Here is an 18771-nt window from a genome sequence, read left to right as displayed (position 1 = left end):
CAGCAGGCCCCGACCGGGCACATCCCCTTCACACCACGGGCCAAGAAGGTCCTGGAGTACTCGCTGCGCGAGGCGCTTCAGCTCGGCCACAGCTACATCGGCACCGAGCACATCCTGCTCGGCCTGATCCGCGAGGGTGAGGGCGTCGCCGCCCAGGTCCTCGTCAAGCTGGGCGCGGAGCTGAACAAGGTGCGCCAGCAGGTGATCCAGCTGCTCTCGGGCTACCAGGGCCCGGGTCAGGGCGAGAAGACCGCAGCCGGGGTCGGCCCGGCGGCGGGCGAGGGCACCCCGGCGGGGTCGCTCGTGCTGGACCAGTTCGGCAGAAATCTCACGCAGGCCGCGCGGGAGGGCAAGCTCGACCCGGTGATCGGCCGCGAGAAGGAGATCGAGCGGGTCATGCAGGTGCTGTCCCGCCGCACCAAGAACAACCCCGTCCTGATCGGGGAGCCCGGCGTCGGCAAGACCGCCGTGGTCGAGGGGCTGGCCCAGGACATCGTCAAGGGCGAGGTGCCCGAGACGCTGAAGGACAAGCAGCTCTACACGCTCGACCTCGGCTCGCTCGTCGCGGGCAGCCGCTACCGCGGTGACTTCGAGGAGCGGCTGAAGAAGGTCCTGAAGGAGATCCGCACCCGCGGCGACATCATCATCTTCATCGACGAGATCCACACCCTGGTCGGCGCCGGCGCCGCCGAGGGCGCCATCGACGCGGCCTCGATCCTGAAGCCGATGCTCGCCCGCGGCGAGCTGCAGACGATCGGGGCGACCACGCTCGACGAGTACCGCAAGCACATCGAGAAGGACTCCGCGCTCGAGCGGCGGTTCCAGCCGATCCAGGTCCAGGAGCCGACGCTGCCGCACGCGATCGAGATCCTCAAGGGGCTGCGCGACCGGTACGAGGCGCACCACCGCGTGACGATCACCGACGGGGCGCTCGTGGCGGCCGCCAACATGGCCGACCGGTACGTCAACGACCGCTACCTGCCCGACAAGGCGATCGACCTGATCGACGAGGCGGGCGCCCGGTTGCGGATCCGCCGGATGACCGCACCGCCGGACCTGCGCGAGTTCGACGAGAAGATCGCCCGGCTGGTGCGCGAGAAGGAGTCGGCGATCGACGGGCAGGACTTCGAGCGCGCGGCCCGGATCCGCGACGAGGAGAAGAAGCTGCGCACCGAGAAGGCCGCCCGGGAGGCGCAGTGGAAGACCGGCGACATGGACGTCGTCGCCGAGGTCGACGAGGAGCTGATCGCCGAGGTGCTCGCGGCCAGCACCGGCATCCCGGTGTTCAAGCTGACCGAGGAGGAGTCCTCCCGGCTGCTGCACATGGAGGACGAGCTGCACAAGCGGATCGTCGGGATGGACGAGGCGGTCGGCGCGCTGTCGCAGGCGATCCGGCGCACCCGGGCCGGCCTGAAGGACCCGCACCGGCCCGGCGGGTCGTTCATCTTCGCCGGCCCGACCGGTGTCGGCAAGACCGAGCTGGCCAAGACGCTCGCCGAGTTCCTGTTCGGCTCGGAGGACGCGCTGATCCAGCTCGACATGTCCGAGTACTCCGAGAAGCACACCGTCTCGCGGCTGTTCGGCAGCCCCCCGGGCTACGTCGGCTACGAGGAGGGCGGCCAGCTGACCGAGAAGGTGCGCCGCAAGCCGTTCTCGGTCGTGCTCTTCGACGAGGTCGAGAAGGCCCACCCGGAGATCTTCAACTCGCTGCTGCAGGTGCTCGAGGACGGTCGACTGACCGACTCGCAGGGCCGGATGGTCGACTTCAAGAACACCGTCATCATCATGACGACCAACCTCGGCACGCGCGATGCCTCCAAGGCGTCGATGGGCTTCTCCGCCGGGCCCGACACCCTGTCGGACTACGAGCGGATGAAGGCCAAGGTCACCGACGAGCTGAAGCAGCACTTCCGGCCCGAGTTCCTCAACCGCGTCGACGACATCATCGTGTTCCCGCACCTGACCCGGAGCGAGATCACCCAGATCGTCGACCTGGAGATCGCCAAGCTCGACAAGCGGCTCAAGGACAAGGACATGGGCATCGAGCTCACGCCGGCGGCCAAGGACCTGCTCGCCAAGAAGGGCTACGACCCGGTCCTGGGCGCCCGGCCGCTGCGCCGCACGATCCAGCGCGAGATCGAGGACGCCCTGTCCGAGAAGATCCTCTACGCGGAGTTCACCTCCGGCCAGCACGTGCTCGTCGACACCGAGGGCGAGGGCAAGCAGGAGAAGTTCGTCTTCAGCCCGAAGTCCAAGCCCGCGCACCGGCCGGCCGACCACCTGGCCGACATCGGCGAGGCCGCGCTCGACGAGGCGTTGTCCGGCCTGTCCGAACAGCTGCCCGACCCGACCCGTGACGTGACCGGCAACGCCGGGGGCGGACGGGTGCCCGGAGCCGGTCGGGACGCGATCTGACCGGTACCGCTCGACAGCGCTACCGGCGCCCCACCCCGGTTGTGCGTGGTTGTGGTCGCCAGGGCGACCACAACCACGCACAGCCCCCCGGTGCTGACCCAGAGGCCGTCACAGCGTGCGCAGCATGCGGGTGTTGCCGAGGGTGTTGGGCTTGACCCGCTCCAGGTCGAGGAACTCGGCGACGCCCTCGTCGTACGAGCGCAGCAGCTCGGCGTAGACGTCACCGGTGACCGCCTGGCCCTCGATCGACGCGAAACCGTGCCGGGTGAAGAACCTCGTCTCGAAGGTGAGGCAGAACAGGCGCTGCACCCCGACCTCGCGGGCCTCGTCCATCAGCACCTCGAGGATGCGCCCGCCCAGCCCGGTGCCGAGGTAGCCCTCTGCGACGGCGAGCGTGCGGATCTCGGCCAGGTCCTCCCACATGACGTGCAGGGCGCCGCAGCCGACCACGACCCCGTCGTCGTCGGCGACCCGGAACTCCTGGACCCCCTCGTAGTAGGTCACCGCGTCCTTCGCCACGAGGATGCGCCGCTCGGCGAGCGGTCTGACGAGTGCGCGGATCGCGCGGATGTCGGCGGTGCGCGCCCGCCGGATGACGGGGGCCGCGCTCACGAGAGGTTCCCGTCGGCGAAGTCGGCGAACAGCGACCGCGCCTGTGGGCCGAGCAGCACGATCGACTGCCCGCCGGCCCAGCCGAACCCGCCCTGGGCGACCCCGCGCCCGACCTTGGCCGGGTTGACCCGGTAGAACCGGGCGAGGAAGGTCAGCATCCGTTCGCCGTCGAGGTCGGTCCTGGCATACCTGCTCACGGTGGACATGGCGCTCGGTATGGCGCCCGGACCGGCGAGCCGGGCCTTGACGGCGGCTGCCAGCAGCAGCTCGCCCTGGTGCCGGGAGCGGCCGAAGTCGCCGTCGGGCAAGGTCTTGCGCTCCCTGGCGTAGGCGAGCGCCTGCGCTCCGGTCAGCGTCTGCGGGCCCTTCCTGATGACTATCCCGGCGTGGGAGGCGTCGACCGTCCGGGGAATGACGATCGGGATGCCGCCCTGCGCGTCGACGACCTTCTTGAACCCGGTGAACCCGATGACCACGTAGCCCTCGATCGGCAGCCCGGTGACGTTGCGGACCGTCCTCAGCTGCGCTCGCACACCGCCGAGCGCCATGGCGGAGTTGATCTTGCCCCGGCCTCCGGTGGCGAGCGGCACCCAGAGGTCGCGCGCCATGCCCATCAGGCCGGCCCCACCCCGGCCGTCGGTGCCGACGACCTGGATCGTGTCGGCCCGCGTGTGGTCCAGCGGCTGGCCCCGCCGGGCATCAGAGCCGAGCGCCAGCACCCAGCGCGGGCCCGAGCCGAGCGACGGTCTCGGGACGTCGAGCGAGGGCCACCAGCCGCCGACCACGCGCCACGCCCCGGGCTTGGCCGCGACCGCGAGGGTGACGTCGCGCCCGACGGTGACCACGGCGACCTGCTGGCCCCGCCAGGTGCCGGTCGTCGCCGTGCCGGTGACCCGGCCGGTACTCGGTTGCCGCGCCTCGAGGGCGGCGGCCGCCGTCCGCGAGGCGGCGCCGCCGAGGTCGGCGCCCGTGTAGACCCGCGCGACGAGGGCGGCCAGCTCGGCAGGTGCGCCCTTGACCTGCACGGGCGCCGCCGCAGCGGACGACGGCACACTCGAGGTCGGGGCCGGCCGGCTGCTCGCCGACCCGGATCCCGACCCCGAGGAACATCCGGCGAGCAGCAGGAGCGTGGTCGCGACGGCAACGCAGCGGGTGCTCGGGCGGGGCGCGAGTCTCACGGGGCAACGGTAGTTCAGCACCAGATCGGTCGCGCAGCGACAGGCGGGTGGAGCTCTCCTCGCGCTCGCCCGCTCGACGCGGGGTCGGGTCGCGGCTAGCCGCGACCGGATGCCGCGTAGATGCGGCGCACGACGTCCTCGATGTCCGGCTCCTCGATCGTCAGGTCGCGAACCTGTGCGCGCGCCGACACCGCAGCGAGCACGGCCGCGGCCGTCGTCTCGCCCGGATCGAAGGCGAGCGACTGCCGCAGCCCGCCGCCTTCGACCGCCAACACCGCGGTATGGGGTATGCCGCTCAGCTCGCCGGTCGGTTCCGCGAGGTCGATCACGAGCACCCGCCGCGCACCGACGGTGCCGGCCAGCCCGGCCAGGGTCCCGTCGAAAGCCAGCCGGCCCCGGTCGATGACCAGCACCCGCCCGCAGAGCCGTTCGATGTCGCCCATGTCGTGCGTCGTCAGCAACAGGGTCGTGCCTCGCTCGCGCCGCTCCTGCAGGAGGAACTCGCGCAGGCGCTGCTTGGACAGCACGTCCAGGCCGATGGTCGGCTCGTCGAGGACGAGCAGCTCCGGCTCGTGCAGCAGGGCGGCGGCGATCTCGCCGCGCATCCGCTGCCCGAGCGACAGCGAGCGAACCGGGGTCGCCAGCTGCGGCCCCATCTCGAGCTGGTCGACCAGCCGGGCGGTCCTGGTCCGGGCCGTCACCGGGTCGAGCCGGTGGATCGCCGCCAGGATCGTGAACGACTGGTGCAGCGGCAGGTCCCACCACAGCTGCGAGCGCTGGCCGAAGACGACCCCGACCCGGCGGGCCACCTCGATCCGGCGTCGCATCGGGTCGAGCCCGCAGGTGCGCACCAGACCCGAGGTCGGCTTGAGGATGCCGGTCAGCATCTTGATCGTCGTGGACTTGCCGGCGCCGTTGGCCCCGATGTAGCCGACCGACTCACCGGGCAGCACTCGCAAGGTCAGGTGGTCGACCGCCCTGGTCCGCCTGAAGTCCCGGACGAGGTCGGCGGTCTCGATGACCGGCCCGGGCGCCGCTCGGCGAGAGTTGCTCATCCGCCTGCTCCCTGGTAGTGCCGGGTTCCGGCGCGCCAGCACAGGGCTGCGGCCAGCCAGGCGACGACGGCCGCGACCGGCGAGCACCAGGCCAGCCACGCCGGCCCGAGCCGGTCACCGGGCAGGTCGAGGATCGCCAGCGTGGGGAGGTACGCGACGAACGCCGTCGGGATCACGAACGTCCAGAGGATCCGCAGCGGGTCGGGGAAGACCCGCTGACTCTGTTGGGCGGCATACGAACCGCCGTAGGTCATGCTGTTGGTGAGCTCCGCGCCGTCGACGAGGAAGAACTGCAGGCCGCCCGCCGCGGTGAACAGCGCCGAGAAGATCGCGGTGCCGCTGACGATGGTGACGGCCAGCAGGGCGACGATCGAGGCCGACCAGCGCACGTCGCCGATCGCGAGCGCGACGACGAGCGCGACCACGGCGACGGCCAGCCGGCCGACGCGGCGCAGTGAGATGTCGCTCGTCATGAACTGGGTGAGCAGCGGCAGCGGGCGCACGTAGAACGCGTCGATCTGCCCCAGCCGGATGTAGGCGGGCAGGGTGTCGAGGTGTCCGACCAGCATGTCGGCGAGCGAGAAGCCGATGTTGGACAGGGCGAAGACGAGCAGGGCGGCCCCGAAGTGGAGCCCGCCGAGCACGTCGACGTTGTGGAAGATGACCCACACCTCGGCGAGCTCGGTCAGGCCCACCCCGATCGTGCCGAGGACGTCGGTGACGAACGACGTGCGGTACTGCAGCTGCGCGCGGGCGCGCGCCGCGAGGATGACCCGGTAGGGCCGCAGCCGGTCGGCCGGGCCGCCCGGTGCCGGAGGAGGGGTCCGCCAGGACATGAGCCGGTCAGCCACCCTGCACCTCCAGATGCCTCCGGCCGGCTCGCATGACGACCTGTCCGAGCCCGAGCAGGACCACCGCCCAGAGGACCTGGTTGGCGAGGGTGAGGCCGACGTCCGCCCCGACGAGGCGCCCGCAGAGGATGTCGATGGGGTGCTGCAGCATCGCCGGGAACGGCGACCAGTCGGCGATGGTGCGCAGCCAGCCGGGGAACCACGGCACCGGCACGTAGAGCCCGCAGAACAGACCCGCCACGACTGTCCAGACCAGCTGGATGCCACGCACCTCGATCACCCAGAACGAGACGAGGTTGACGATGAAGCTGCCGGCGAACCCGACGACGACGGCCAGGCCCACCGAGGCGGCCCCGACGAGCCACGCCGCCGGTCCCGGTGGCCAGGCGAGGTCGAAAAGGAGGGCCCCGATGAGCAGCGCCGGCACGCCGCGGGCCACGAAGTTGATCCCCGCCCGGCCGACGTCCCCGGCCAGGTAGACGAGCTGCGGGTCGAGCGGGCGCAGGAAGTCGACGGCGATGTCACCAGTGCGCACCCGCTCCTTGACCTCCTGGAAGCCCCACAGGTTGACCGTGCCGAGCAGCGCCTGCCCCCACCAGACGAAGGCGGCCGCCATCGGGCCGGAGTAGCCGCCGATGGCCGACCCGGCCGAGGCGATGGCGGCCAGCAGGACCGAGGCCCGGATCATCCCGAAGACCGAGTTCGTGGTCAGCCCCGCGACCAGCGCCAGGCGGTAGGTCGAGTGGCGTCGGAAGCCCGCGCGGACCAGCAGCAGGAAGATCCTCATCGGGTCGGTGGCTGGCAGGACACGAGGGGTCAGGCTATCGACCGGGCCGGCCGTCAGCAACACCGGCCGGCCACCGGCGGCGCGGCGCTCGCGCCCGAGGTGCCCGCGCCGGCCGGGCTACACGTAGCGTTCCAGGATGCTGCTCTCCGCCAGCCGCGACAGGCCCTCACGGACCGCCTTGGCGCGGCCGTCGCCGACTCCCTCGACGAGCATCAGCTCGTCGATGCCGGCCGCGAGGAGCCGCTGGAGCGACTCGAAGTGGTCCACGAGGCGCTCGATGATCGCCTGGGGCAGGCGTGGCACCTTGGTCAGGAGGCGGTAGCCCTGCGGGCTCACCGGGGCGTCGAGGCTGTCGCCGACGACCTGGAAGCCGACCGCGCGAGCCCCGGCCGCGAGGTCGAGCAGCTCGACCGAGTTGAGCGCCTCGAGGTTGGCCAGCGCCTGGGCGTCGGTCAGGTCGGCCTTCGTGGCCGGCAGGTAGTCACGGATGACGAGCTCGCGGTCGTTGCCCAGCCCGCCGACCAGCTCCTCCAGCTGCAGGCTGAGCAGCCGTCCGTCGGTGCCGAGCTCGACGACGTAGTCCTGGATCTCGGCGGAGATCCGGCGCACCATCTCGAGCCTCTGGAGCACGGCGGTCACGTCGCGGACCGTGACGAGGTCCTCGATCTCCAGCGCCGACAGGGTGCCGGTGACCTCGTCGAGGCGGGACTTGTAGCGCTCGAGGGTCTGCAGCGCCTGGTCGGCCCGCGAGAGGGTGGTCGGTGAGCCCTCGACGACGTGGCGGCGACCGCCGACGTAGAGGGCCACCACGCCCATCGACTGGCTCACCGAGATGACCGGGAACCCGGTCTGCTTGGCGACCCGCTCCGCGGTCCGGTGTCGGGTCCCGGACTCGGAGGTCTCGATGCGCGAGTCGGGCACGAGCTGGGTCGCGGCCCGCACGATACGGGTGCCGTCGCGGTTCAGGACGACGGCACCGTCCATCTTGCACAGCTCGCGCAGCCGGGTCGCGGAGAACTCGACGTCGAGGACGAACCCGCCGGTGCAGATCGACTCGACGACCTTGTCGAGGCCGAGCACGATCAGGGCGCCGGTGCGTCCGCGCAGGATGCGTTCGAGGCTGTCACGCAGCTCGGTGCCCGGGGCGACGGCGGCGAGAGCCGCACGAAGCAGCTCGTCGTCGTTGGTCTCCATCGCTCCCCGTTCGTCGGACCGCCTGCGCCCGGACGGGTCCGGACGAGTCGCATTCTAGGCGGTCGCACCGCTCATCGCCGCCGCAGCGCGCGGGCCGCACAGCCGACCCATCGCCTCGACGGCCGCGCGGACGTCGGCGACCTCGACGACCCCCGGCTCGGCCGGAGGCGCGACGTCGAGCTGTCCCGCCGGGACGAGGGCGTAACGGAAGCCGAGCCGGGCGGCCTCGGCAAGGCGCGGGCCGAGCGCCGGGACCGGACGGATCTCGCCGGCCAGTCCGACCTCCCCGAGGGCCACGACGTCGCGGGCAAGGGGGCGATCCATCGCCGAGGAGGCGAGCGCCAGCAGGATCGCGAGGTCGGCCGCCGGCTCGGTGACCCGCATGCCACCGACCGTCGCCGCGAAGACGTCTCGCGAGCCGGCGGCCAGACCGGACCGCTTCTCGAGGACCGCGAGGATCATCGCGAGCCGGGACGGGTCGAGCCCGCTGGTCGTGCGGCGCGGCGCGGACAGCGTGGCGCGGGTGACGAGCGACTGCACCTCGGCCACGAGCGGGCGGCGCCCCTCCATCGCCACGGTGACGCACGTGCCGGCCACCGCCGCCCCGCAGTGGGACAGGAACAGGCCGCTCGGGTCGGGCAGCCCCACGATGCCCGAGTCGCGCAGCTCGAAGCAGCCGACCTCGTCGGTGGGACCGAACCGGTTCTTCACGGCCCGCACGAGCCGCAGCCGAGAGTGCCGGTCGCCCTCGAACTGGACGACGGCGTCGACCAGGTGCTCGAGCACACGGGGCCCCGCGACCGACCCGTCCTTGGTGACGTGGCCGACGAGCAGGACCGCGAGCGAGCGCGCCTTGGCCAGTCGGATCAGGACGCCGGCGACCTCGCGGACCTGGCTGACGTTACCGGCCTGGCCGTCCACCTCGGCACTCGCGAGGGTCTGCACCGAGTCGACCACGAGCAGCTCGGGGCGGGTCTGGTCGAGGTGGCCGAGGACGGTGCCGAGGTCGGTCTCGGTGGCGAGCAGGAGCCGGTCGGCGACGGCGCCGATCCGCTCGGCCCGGCCGCGGACCTGGGCGCTCGACTCCTCGCCGCTGACGTACAGGACCGTCCGCCCCGCACGGGCGGCGCGGGCGGCCACGTCGAGCAGCAGGGTGGACTTGCCGACGCCCGGCTCCCCGGCGACCAGGACGACACCGCCGGGGACCAGCCCACCGCCGAGGACCCGGTCGAACTCCCCCACCCCGGTCGGCTCCGGGGCGGCATCGCTCGCGTCGACCTCGCCGATCGGCCGGGCCGGTCCGCTCACCGGCGCCCGGACCGCACGGACCGACGAGGCGTCGGCCGGCGCGACGCTGCCCCACGCGCGGCACTCGCCGCACCGCCCGGCCCACTTGACGGTGCTCCAGCCGCACTCCGTGCAGCGGAAGCCGACCGACCGCACGCCACTGCTCCTCGTTGCCATGGCCGCCACGCTAGGGGGCACCTGCGACAGCGCCGGCCGTGCGACCATTGGTGGCATGGAAGCCGCCGTCCCCTACATCCTGGCGCTGGCACCCACGATCGGGCTGGCCACGCTGTTCTACTTCGTCATGAAGGCCATCCTCGAGGGCGACCGGCGGGAGCGGATCGCCCAGGCGAGGTGGGAGGCGGAGCACGGGTCCTCGGCCACGACCGAATCGCCGCACCTCGGGTAGTACCGAGGGGTAGTACCCCGAGCGGGTACAGGACCCAGTTGCCCGCGCACCCGATTCCGTGAAGTCCGGGTCGTCCGCCGCGCCGTTGGCGCGTTTCAGCGTGGGGATTGTTCGTTCTCGCAATTCGCCTGCTATTTTGGACGTATCCGGTGCACACCGGTCCACCCCTCGATTGACGAACTGTTTGGAGAAACATGGCGCAGCGAGTCGAAGTCATCCTGGTCGACGATGTCGACGGCGGCACCGCCGCAGAGACCGTCACCTTCGGTCTGGATGGTGTTTCCTACGAGATCGACCTGTCCGAGTCAAACGCCCGGAAACTCCGGGACGCCTTTTCGGCATGGACCGGACACGCTCGGCGCTCCGGTGGCAGCAAGCGGCCGGCCGGCCGTCGGCCCGCCTCGCGTCGCAATGACGTGAGCGCGGTCCGGGAATGGGCCCGCGCCCACGGCTACACGGTCTCCGACCGCGGTCGTATCGCCGCGGAGATCCAGAACGCCTACGACAAGGCGCATTGATCGGCGCCGATCACCACCACGGCTGACGGGCCCGGTTCAACTCGGGCCCGTCAGGCTTTTGCCAGCCGGTCCCCGCCCCGAGACCAGTCCCGCCGCCGGGTCCCCGCCGCCGGCGACGCGCTCGAGGACCTCCTCGATCCGCAGCTGCCGGAAGGGTTCTCCGGCCGCGCCCTGCGCCACCTCGAGCCACTCCCGGGGGGCCGCCACGGTCGGCTCCTGCCTGCCCCGCATGGAATAGGGACACACCGTCGTCTTGGCCGCCACGTTCTGGCTCCAGTCCAGGAATACCTTTCCCGGCCGCAATCCCTTGGCCATCTTCCACACGACGAGCCCCGGATGGGCGGTCGCCAGCTCCCGGGCCAGCTGTTGAACGGTGTCGCGGATCTGGTCACTGGTGTGCCCGCCCGGCACCGCGGCATACACCTGCATCCCTTTGCTGCCGCTCGTGACGGGAATTGGCTTCAGACCGATCGAGGTCAACCGGTCGCGCACGATGATGGCCACCACAGCGCATTCCCGCAGCCCCGCCCCCGGCCCGGGATCGAGATCGACGACGAGCCGGTCGGGGTCGAGCGCCACGGCGTCGCCGCCGTCACCCGAAATGCGCCATTGCGGCACGTGCAGCTCGAGCGAGTTGAGGTTGGCAAAGAAGGTCAGCCCGGCGACGTCGTCGATCAGGGGCAGGACCGGATCGCGCCCCGCTCGGCGGACCCAGTCCGGCACACCGGCCGGTACGTTCTTCTCGAAGAATCCCGGGCCCGACATGCCATGCGGGAAACGCACGCGGGTCACCGGTCGGCCGGCCAGGTGCGGCAGCAGCACCGGGGCGATGCGGGCGTAGTAGTCGATCACCGCCGCCTTCGTGGTCCCGGTCGACGGGTACATGACCTTGCCGAGGCTGCTGAGCCGCAGCCGGCGCCCGGCGACGACGGTGACCACCCCGGGTCCCTCCCGAGCTGCCACCTCAGCCGTCCCGTCCCGTCACGATGCCGTCCTGCGCCACCGGCTCGGGGCGTTCGAGGTCACCGGGGGCCAGGTCGGGCCGCAGACCCTTCCAGGACGGCTGGCGCAACCGGCCGCCCGAGCTCAGGCCGAGCGACTCCACGTCGGCGACCCGGACCGGTCGGACCCAGACCACACAGGCGGCGTCCTCGGCCGGGACCGGCTCGGCGAAGGGCGACTCCCCGGACTCCAGCGGGCGCAGGCGCTCGCGCAACGCCGCCCCCGACCGGCCGGCCAGCCCCGCCCCGACCCGCCCGACGAAGTGCAGGCCACCCTCGCCCGGCACCCCGACCAGGACCGAGCCGAGCCGCTCCCCGTCGGACGAGCCCGACTCCGGGCGCCATCCCCCGATGACGACCGACCTGGTCAACCGGTGGGGCAGCTTGAGCCAGTCGGGGCTGCGGACCCCCGGACGGTAGGGCGAGTCGACCCGTTTGCTGACGATGCCCTCCAGGCCCTGCTCTCGGGTCGCGGCCAGCAGCGCCGCGCCCTCGGTGAACACCTGTGGGGTGTGCCAGCGCGGGCCGGACAGCTCGAGCCGCTCGAGAGTCGCGCGCCGCTCCGACCAGGTGCGCCCGGTCAGGTCGACCCCGTAGAGCCGCAGCAGGTCGAAGACCATGTACGTGGCCGGATGGTGCGTCGCGAGGGTCCGGGCGCGTCGTGGGTCGGTGACGTTGAACCGTTCGGCCATGCCGGCGAAGCTCGGCAGCCCCGCGGCGAGGACGACGACCTCGCCGTCCAGCAGCACGTCCGGGTACTCGTCGGCCAGCCCGGCCAGCTCGGGGAAGGCTACCGTGACGTCCCGCTCGGTCCTGCTGAACAGGCGCAGCCGCCCCTCCGAGACGTCCGCGAGCACGCGCATGCCGTCCCACTTGACCTCGTGCACCCATCGCTCCCCCGCCGGCACTGCGCTCGTCAAGGTGGCCAGCATGGGGCGCATGGATGGCATTCTGGTACCCATGCGAGCCATCTGGAAGGGTGCCGTGTCCTTCGGCCTCGTCAACGTTCCCGTCCGGCTCTACTCCGCCACGGAGAACCACGACGTCCAGTTCCGTCAGGTCCACGAGAAGGACGGCGGACGCATCCGCTACCAGCGGGTCTGCTCGATCGACGGCGAGGAGGTGCCCTACGCGGATATCGCCAAGGGCTACGAGACCGCGGACGGACGGATGGTGGTCCTGACCGAGCAGGACCTGAAGGGGCTGCCGTCCCGTTCCTCGAAGGAGATCTCGATCGAGAAGTTCGTCCCCACCGAGCAGATCGACCCGCTGCTGTTCGACCGGTCCTACTACCTCGAGCCGGACAAGAGCGCCCTGAAGCCCTATGTCCTGCTGCGCGACGCGCTCGAGAAGGCCGACCGGATGGCCCTGGTCACGGTCTCGATCCGCAGCCGGATGACCCTGGCCGTGCTTCGCGTCCGCGAGGGCGTCATCGTGCTGCAGACCCTGCTCTGGGCCGACGAGGTCCGCGCCGCGGACTTCGAGGTGCTGGGCGAGGAGACCCACGCGACCGCCAGGGAGCTCGCCATGGCTGCCTCGCTGGTCGACTCGCTGGCCGGCGACTACGAGCCGGACGAGTTCGAGGACGACTACGCCGGGGCGGTCGAGGCGTTGGTCGCCGCGAAGATCGAGGGCGGCGAGCTGACCGCCCCGGTCGCATCCGTCGAGGAGGAGACCGAGGTCGTCGACCTGCTCGCCGCGCTCCAGCGCAGCGTCGACGCGGCGAAGGCGGCCAGGCGCGACGCGGCGTCGGCGGACGTGGCCGCCGCTGCGCAGGAGGATGGCCGGCCGGAGCCGGCGAAGCGGGCGAAGGCCAAGAAGAAGGCGAGCTGAACCTCCGTCGACCCGTCGAGCGGGGCGCCGGCCCGACTCGACCCGGATCGGGCGGGCCGCACCGCGCCGTGCAAGGCCCTGCTGGGCAAGGATGGGCCCGTGAGAACCGTCACCGTCGCCGAGCTCCAGAGCCGCCTGTCCACCCTGCCGCCCAACCCGCGCGTCGTCGTCAGCGGCAACATGTCGATCCCCTGGGAGGCCGTCCGGATCGTGGACGAGTGCGTCCCCGCCTACATCCTGCACGCGCTCAATGGCCCGCCGGGCCTGCCGGAGCGCGACGGGGTGACGGTCGAGACCTGCTTCGTCGGGGCGGGGATGCGGCGCCATCCCGGCCTGCGGTACGTGCCGTCCCGGCTGTCCCTGGTCCCGCTCCTCTACGGCCGGACCCTGCCGCCCGAGGTGGTGCTGCTGCACTGCGCCCCGCCGGTCGGCGGACAGCTCAGCCTCGGGCTCGAGGTCAACGTCCTGCCCGCGGCCCTCGAGGCGGCCCGCGCGCGCGGCGGCCTCGTCGTGGCCGTCGTCAACCCACGCATGCCGTACACCTTCGGCGACGCCCAGATCCCGGTGGAGCACGTCGACCTCGCCGTCGAGATCGACGCACCGCTGACCACCCACTCACCGGTCGCCCCGGACGACGACAGCCGGGCCATCGGCGAGCTCGTCGCCTCGCGGATCCAGGACGGCGCGACCATGCAGCTCGGGATCGGCGGCGTGCCCGACGCGACCTTGGCAGCACTGCGGTCGCGCAAGGGAATCCGCGTCTGGACCGAGATGTTCTCCGACGGCGTGCTCGCGCTCGACGCGGGCGGGGCGCTCGACGCGGACCACCCGCTGATCACCTCGTTCATCTTCGGCACGCAGGAGCTGTACGACTGGGTCGACCGCAACCCACGGGTGCGGATGCTGCGCACCGAGAAGACCAACGACCCGGGCCTGATCGCCCAGCAGCGCGCGATGACCTCGGTCAACACGGCCCTGGAGGTCGACCTCTTCGGACAGGCGAACGCCTCCCGGATCAACGCGCGGATCTACTCCGGGTTCGGCGGTCAGACCGACTTCATCGTCGGGGCGCTGCACTCCCCCGGCGGCCAGTCCTTCATCGCGCTGCGGTCCTGGCACCCCAAGGCGGACGTCTCGACCATCGTGCCGCTGCTCGACGAGCCGGTGACCTCGTTCCAGCAGTCCGCCGTCGTGACCGAGTACGGCATCGCCCCGCTGTGGGGGCACGACGAGCGGGAGCAGTGCCACGCGATCATCGAGCAGGCCGCCCATCCGTCGGTGCGCGACGAGCTCTGGGAGGAGGCCGCCGGTCTCGGGCTGGCCTGACATCCATAGCGACCGGCCGCACCAGACCCACCGACCCGGCCGGCGGGATCAGATCCGGCCGGCGCCGCGGGACGGCATCAGGTGCAGCTCGGCGAAGGTCAGCGCCTCGATCAGGTCGATCTCCCGCTCGTCCGGGGTCAGCTTGCGGGTGCCGACCTCGACGATGACGTGCCCGGTGTAGCCGGTGTCGGCGAGCAGCTGGAGCACCTCCGAGCACGGTTGCGTCCCGTGCCCGGGGACCAGGTGGTCGTCCCGGAACGTCTCCAGGCCGTCGGTCAGGTGCAGGTGGGCCAGCCGTGGCCCGAGCGCGCGCGCCATCTGCAGGCCGTCGACACCCGCGGTCGCCGCGTGCGACAGGTCGAGGGTCACGTGCCGGTAGGGCTGGTCGACCGGGTTCCAGTGCGGCAGGTAGGCGAGCATCTGCCGCCGCGCGGTCAGCCAGGGGAACATGTTCTCCACGGCGAGCCTGAGACCGGAGGCGCGCTCGCGGTCTGCGACCCCCTCGACGAACTCGGCGGCATACTCGCGCTGCCAGCGGAACGGCGGGTGCAGCACGACGGTGTCGGCGCCCACCTCCAGCGCGAGCTCGATGGAGCGGTCGATCTTGCCCCACGGGTCGGCACCCCAGATGCGCTGGGTCAGCAGCAGCGTGGGGGCATGGACGGAGACGACGGGTATGCCGTGCAGCTCGGACAGCGCGCGCAGCGCACCGGCCTCCTGGGTGACCGGGTCGGTCCAGACCATGACCTCCATCGCCGTGTAGCCGAGCCGGGCTGCGGTCGCGAAGGCGGTCGCCGCGTTGTCGGGGTACACCGACGCAGTCGACAGCCCGACCCGGATCGTCATGAGCCCATTCTCGGACATCCGGCCCGTCCGGTCGGTGCCGTGGCGGCGATCAGGCGTCGAGGTGGTCGAGCCGACGCAGGATCAGCCCCTCGCGCATGGCCCACGGGCAGATCTCGAGCCAGTCGACCGACAGCAGGTCCATGGCCGCCTCCGCGACCAGTGCGCCCGCGAGCAGCTGCGGCGCGCGGGCCGGCGAGACGCCGGGCAGGGCCGTGCGGTCGGCCACGCTCATCTCCCGGACGCGGTTGACGATCTCGGAGGCGTCGGCGCGGGACAGGGCACGCGGCACGAAGGGGCCCTCCGCGGAGGGCGCCGCCCCGGCTATCCGAGCGAGCGGAACGTCTTGGACGTGCCCACCCGACGGTTGGGCGGGCCGAGGTGAGCACCGGCCTGATCTCGCGGGCGAGCTCGGCGCGGATGTGCCGGCGCAGCGCGGAGACCTGCTCCGCCGCCGGCGGGTCGCCGACGAGGTGGTCGCGGTGCAGGCGCCCGGCGCCGAGGGGCAGGCTGACGGCCCGGTGGCCGAACACGCCGTTGTCGAGTCGCCTTGCCGCCGAAGGACACCGGACGCGGGAGGGACCGACTGCCTTGGAGCGTGGTGACGCTCGCCGACGCGGGCGGGCACGATGCGAGCGGGGCGGGCTGGGCGGCATACGGACCACGGCGCGCGCCACCTCGCGACGAGGCTTACAGTGTGCCGGTGGCCGAAGCACCGCTCGATCTCCCCCGGGTCTGGGTGGAGTTCACCGACCCGGCGGAGGCGGGGCAGCGGTTCCGCTGCGACCTGACGTGGCTGACGAGCAGCTGGACGTGCATCTTCGGGGCCGGCTGCCGCGGCATCTACGCCGACCGGCCGGACGACGGCTGCTGCACGCTCGGGGCGCACTTCACCGACAAGGCCGACCGCCGGCGCGTCGCCGCCGTCGCCGCCGAGCTCGGCCCGGACGAGTGGCAGTACCACGACGTCGGCACCGCCACGGGCACCAAGGACGACTGGTCGCAGCTGGAGGACGGTGCCCGCAAGACCCGTGTCGTCGACGGCGCCTGCATCTTCCTGAACCGGCCCGGGTTCCCGGCCGGTGCGGGCTGCGCGCTGCACCAGCACGCCGTCCTGACCGGCGTGCCGCCGCACACCCTCAAGCCCGACGTCTGCTGGCAGCTGCCGACCCGCCGCTCCTACCGGACCGTCGAGCTGCCCGACGAGACGAGCTATCTCGAGATCACGATCACCGAGTACGACCGGCGCGGCTGGGGCCCGGGCGGGCACGACCTCGACTGGTACTGCTCCGGCAACCCCGAGGCCCACGTCGGCCGCGAGCCGGTATACCGCAGCTGCGCGGCCGAGCTCGTCGAGCTGATGGGCCAGCCCGCCTACGAGGAGCTGGTGCTGCGCGCCGAGGCGCACCTCGCCGCCGTCCGGGCCGCCCGGGGCCGGGGCAACCGGGCCGTGCTGCCGCTGCTCGTCCACCCTGCCACGCTGGAGGCCGACCGCCGATGAGCGACATCATCCCGTCCCCGAACATCTGGGACACCCCCGACGTCTACGAGGTCGAGAACCTCGGCGTCGACCGCACGCACGTCATCGAGGCGGCCATGCGCCGGGTCGCCGACTGGGCCGGCCGGGACGTCCTGGACATCGGCTGCGGGACCGGGTTCCACCTGCCGCTGTTCGCCTCCAGCGCGCGTTCGGTCGTCGGGGTCGAGCCGTACCCGCCGCTGGCCGTGCTTGCCCGCCAACGCGTCTCGGGTATGCCGCTGTGCTCGGTCCGCGAGGAGGGCGCAGCCGCGATCGGGGTGCCGGAGGACTCGTTCGACGTGGCGCACGCCCGGTGGTCCTACTTCTTCGGGCCGGGCTGCGAGCCGGGCCTGGCCGAGCTCGAGCGGGTCATGCGCCCGGGCGGCACGGCCTTCGTCGTCGACAACGACGCGACCCGGTCGACGTTCGGTGCCTGGTTCCGGCGGTCCCTGCCGCACTACGACGCCCGGGCGGTCGAGCGGTTCTGGGCCCGGCACGGCTGGCAGCGCGAGCGGCTGGACATCCGGTGGGACTTCGACTCGCGCGCGGACTTCGAGGCGGTCGTCGGGATCGAGTTCTCCCCCGACGACGCCGACCTGATCCTGGCCGAGCACCCCGACGCGGTCGGCGTGGACTATGCCGTCAACCTGTGGTGGCGGCGCTACTGAGGGTTCGGGGGTCGGTCCGGGCTGGCTCGGGAAACACCGGGGCTGTGCGCGGTTGTGGTTGCCCTGGTGACCGAAACCACGCACGGTCGGCAGCGTGTCGGCCGCGCCTGTGGATGACCGGCGAGGCCACCGGGCCGGTCTCGGCAGACTTCGGCCATGACCGGCCTCCCCGTTCGCTCCGACGACCCGACCGGCCGGCTGCTCGGGGCCAGGATCGCGGGCCAGTCCGGGCTGCTCACGCGCACGCAGGCGCTGCGGGCCGGCTGCACCCCTGCCGCGATCAAGTGGCAGGTCACGTCCGGGCGGTGGGTCCAGGTGCACCGAGGGGTCTACCTGACCACTCCCGGACGCGACGACTGGTCGACACGCGCGGTCGCGGCGCTGCTGGCCGTCGGGACACCGAGCGCGTTGTACGGCCTCAGTGCCGGTGCCGGCTGGGGTCTGACCGCGCCGCACACCGGTGGCGTACAGGTCCTGGTCCCCGTCGGCCGACGCGGGGTGGACCGGCCCGGCATCACGGTGGTACGCAGCCGTCGGTTCTACGAACGGGTCCATCCCGAGGCGTGGCCGCACCGGACCACGGCGGAGCACACGGTCTTCGACCTCTCGGTCGGACATCCGCTCGACCGAGTGGTGGCCCTCATGGCGAAGGCCTGCCAGCTGCGGATCGCGACGGAGGCGAGCCTGGCCCGGGCGCTGGCCTCCCGGCCCGGGCAGACCCATCGTGGGCTCGTGGGCGAGGCCCTGGGCATCGTGGGCGATGGTGCCGAGAGCGCTGCGGAGGTGCGCTTCGTCCGCGACGTCGAGCGGGCGCACCACCTCCCCGTTGGCGTGAGCCAGGTGCCCGCGCCGGGGCAGCGCTTCCGCGACCGGGCCTACGCCGACTACCACCTCGTCGTCGAGATCGACGGTCGGCTGGGCCACGCCGGGTGGGCCGGCCGGCAGCAGGACGGGCGACGGGACCGCAAGGCGGCACGGGACGGGTGGCTCACCGTCCGCGGCACGTGGCTCGACGTCGCCGGGGCACCGTGCGAGCTGGCGGACGACCTGGGCCGGATCCTCCGGGAGCGCGGCTGGTCCGGGCAGGCCCGGCCCTGCCGGGACGGTTGCCCCCTGGCCGAGCGGGCCGCCTGAGCCGGGTCAGGGTGGGTTCGGTCAGGCCCGACCCTGGACGCCTGGCCGAGCGGGCCGCCTGAGTCGGATCAGGGCGGGTTCGACGGCGGCACACCCCGGGACGGCGACGAGCCCGTGGGCACCTCGCCCGGGTTGTGCGTG

At 72.4% G+C, this 18771-nt stretch carries 19 protein-coding genes; 8 read left to right on the top strand and 11 right to left on the bottom strand.

From position 1 onward, the window contains the following. A partial coding sequence (locus WMI84_RS10125) for an ATP-dependent Clp protease ATP-binding subunit (protein WP_347352757.1) occupies nucleotides 1-2415 on the top strand: 2415 nt, incomplete at its 5' end. 108 nt (nucleotides 2416-2523) lie between these two features. On the opposite strand, the gene WMI84_RS10120 is transcribed toward WMI84_RS10125, so the two are convergent. From WMI84_RS10120 to radA, 7 genes are all read right to left on the bottom strand, one after another. Continuing rightward, entirely contained in the window at nucleotides 2524-3027 is a 504-nt protein-coding gene (locus WMI84_RS10120; RefSeq protein WP_347352755.1) for an amino-acid N-acetyltransferase, read from the bottom strand. Then, a complete protein-coding gene (locus WMI84_RS10115; protein WP_347352753.1) occupies nucleotides 3024-4205 on the bottom strand; it encodes an LCP family protein in 1182 nt (393 codons plus the stop codon). The genes WMI84_RS10120 and WMI84_RS10115 overlap by 4 nt, the downstream gene beginning before the upstream one ends. A gap of 95 nt (nucleotides 4206-4300) precedes the next feature. Next, nucleotides 4301-5260, bottom strand: a complete 960-nt coding sequence (locus tag WMI84_RS10110; protein ID WP_347352751.1) for an ATP-binding cassette domain-containing protein — start codon at nucleotides 5258-5260, stop codon at nucleotides 4301-4303. Then, complete coding sequence (locus WMI84_RS10105) at nucleotides 5257-6111, bottom strand: ABC-2 family transporter protein (RefSeq protein WP_347352749.1); 855 nt, start codon at nucleotides 6109-6111, stop codon at nucleotides 5257-5259. Before WMI84_RS10105 ends, WMI84_RS10110 begins: the two co-directional genes overlap by 4 nt. Further along, nucleotides 6104-6898: an ABC-2 family transporter protein gene (locus WMI84_RS10100; RefSeq protein ID WP_347352747.1), complete on the bottom strand. Its 795-nt coding sequence runs from the start codon at nucleotides 6896-6898 to the stop codon at nucleotides 6104-6106. The genes WMI84_RS10105 and WMI84_RS10100 overlap by 8 nt, the downstream gene beginning before the upstream one ends. 117 nt (nucleotides 6899-7015) lie before the next feature. Then, a complete protein-coding gene (gene disA / locus WMI84_RS10095; protein WP_347352745.1) occupies nucleotides 7016-8092 on the bottom strand; it encodes a DNA integrity scanning diadenylate cyclase DisA in 1077 nt (358 codons plus the stop codon). 54 nt (nucleotides 8093-8146) lie between these two features. Beyond that, complete coding sequence (gene radA, locus WMI84_RS10090; RefSeq protein ID WP_347352743.1) at nucleotides 8147-9556, bottom strand: DNA repair protein RadA; 1410 nt, start codon at nucleotides 9554-9556, stop codon at nucleotides 8147-8149. A gap of 55 nt (nucleotides 9557-9611) precedes the next feature. Between radA and WMI84_RS10085 the strand changes: the two genes are divergently transcribed. Further along, nucleotides 9612-9788: a hypothetical protein gene (locus WMI84_RS10085; protein WP_347352741.1), complete on the top strand. Its 177-nt coding sequence runs from the start codon at nucleotides 9612-9614 to the stop codon at nucleotides 9786-9788. A gap of 194 nt (nucleotides 9789-9982) precedes the next feature. Then, nucleotides 9983-10306 carry an Lsr2 family protein gene (locus WMI84_RS10080; RefSeq protein WP_347352739.1) on the top strand — a complete coding sequence of 108 codons (324 nt, stop codon included), beginning with the start codon at nucleotides 9983-9985 and terminating at the stop codon, nucleotides 10304-10306. A 36-nt stretch (nucleotides 10307-10342) separates the two neighbouring features. Here the strand turns inward: WMI84_RS10080 and ligD (WMI84_RS10075) are convergent, their stop codons facing one another. Together ligD (WMI84_RS10075) and ligD (WMI84_RS10070) are read right to left on the bottom strand one after the other, a co-directional pair. Further along, entirely contained in the window at nucleotides 10343-11245 is a 903-nt protein-coding gene (ligD, locus tag WMI84_RS10075) for a non-homologous end-joining DNA ligase (protein ID WP_347352737.1), read from the bottom strand. Between the two features lie 25 nt (nucleotides 11246-11270). Then, nucleotides 11271-12248, bottom strand: coding sequence for a non-homologous end-joining DNA ligase (gene ligD / locus WMI84_RS10070; RefSeq protein ID WP_347352735.1), 978 nt, complete (start codon nucleotides 12246-12248; stop codon nucleotides 11271-11273). A gap of 19 nt (nucleotides 12249-12267) precedes the next feature. Here ligD (WMI84_RS10070) and WMI84_RS10065 point away from each other — a divergent pair, with 19 nt between their 5' ends. After that, on the top strand, nucleotides 12268-13140 hold the full coding sequence (locus WMI84_RS10065) for a Ku protein (RefSeq protein ID WP_347352733.1): 873 nt from the start codon (nucleotides 12268-12270) through the stop codon (nucleotides 13138-13140). A gap of 99 nt (nucleotides 13141-13239) precedes the next feature. After that, complete coding sequence (locus tag WMI84_RS10060) at nucleotides 13240-14466, top strand: acetyl-CoA hydrolase/transferase C-terminal domain-containing protein (RefSeq protein ID WP_347352731.1); 1227 nt, start codon at nucleotides 13240-13242, stop codon at nucleotides 14464-14466. A gap of 48 nt (nucleotides 14467-14514) precedes the next feature. On the opposite strand, the gene WMI84_RS10055 is transcribed toward WMI84_RS10060, so the two are convergent. Next, the gene (locus WMI84_RS10055) at nucleotides 14515-15312 is read right to left on the bottom strand and encodes a sugar phosphate isomerase/epimerase (RefSeq protein ID WP_347352729.1); all 798 of its coding nucleotides are present in this window, start codon (nucleotides 15310-15312) and stop codon (nucleotides 14515-14517) included. A gap of 49 nt (nucleotides 15313-15361) precedes the next feature. After that, nucleotides 15362-15601, bottom strand: a complete 240-nt coding sequence (locus WMI84_RS10050; RefSeq protein ID WP_347352727.1) for a hypothetical protein — start codon at nucleotides 15599-15601, stop codon at nucleotides 15362-15364. 411 nt (nucleotides 15602-16012) lie between these two features. Here WMI84_RS10050 and WMI84_RS10045 point away from each other — a divergent pair, with 411 nt between their 5' ends. The 3 genes from WMI84_RS10045 to WMI84_RS10035 all read left to right on the top strand — a co-directional run bounded on the left by WMI84_RS10045 (nucleotide 16013) and on the right by WMI84_RS10035 (nucleotide 18630). Continuing rightward, entirely contained in the window at nucleotides 16013-16810 is a 798-nt protein-coding gene (locus WMI84_RS10045) for a hypothetical protein (protein WP_347352726.1), read from the top strand. Then, on the top strand, nucleotides 16807-17496 hold the full coding sequence (locus tag WMI84_RS10040; protein WP_347352724.1) for a class I SAM-dependent methyltransferase: 690 nt from the start codon (nucleotides 16807-16809) through the stop codon (nucleotides 17494-17496). The genes WMI84_RS10045 and WMI84_RS10040 overlap by 4 nt, the downstream gene beginning before the upstream one ends. A 156-nt stretch (nucleotides 17497-17652) precedes the next feature. Further along, nucleotides 17653-18630, top strand: coding sequence for a type IV toxin-antitoxin system AbiEi family antitoxin domain-containing protein (locus tag WMI84_RS10035; protein ID WP_347352722.1), 978 nt, complete (start codon nucleotides 17653-17655; stop codon nucleotides 18628-18630). The last annotated feature ends 141 nt before the right edge of the window (nucleotides 18631-18771 follow it).

Source organism: Intrasporangium sp. (genome assembly GCF_039812505.1).
Classification (GTDB): Bacteria; Actinomycetota; Actinomycetes; order Actinomycetales; family Dermatophilaceae; genus Intrasporangium_A.
This window is presented reverse-complemented; position numbering and strand designations above follow the sequence as displayed.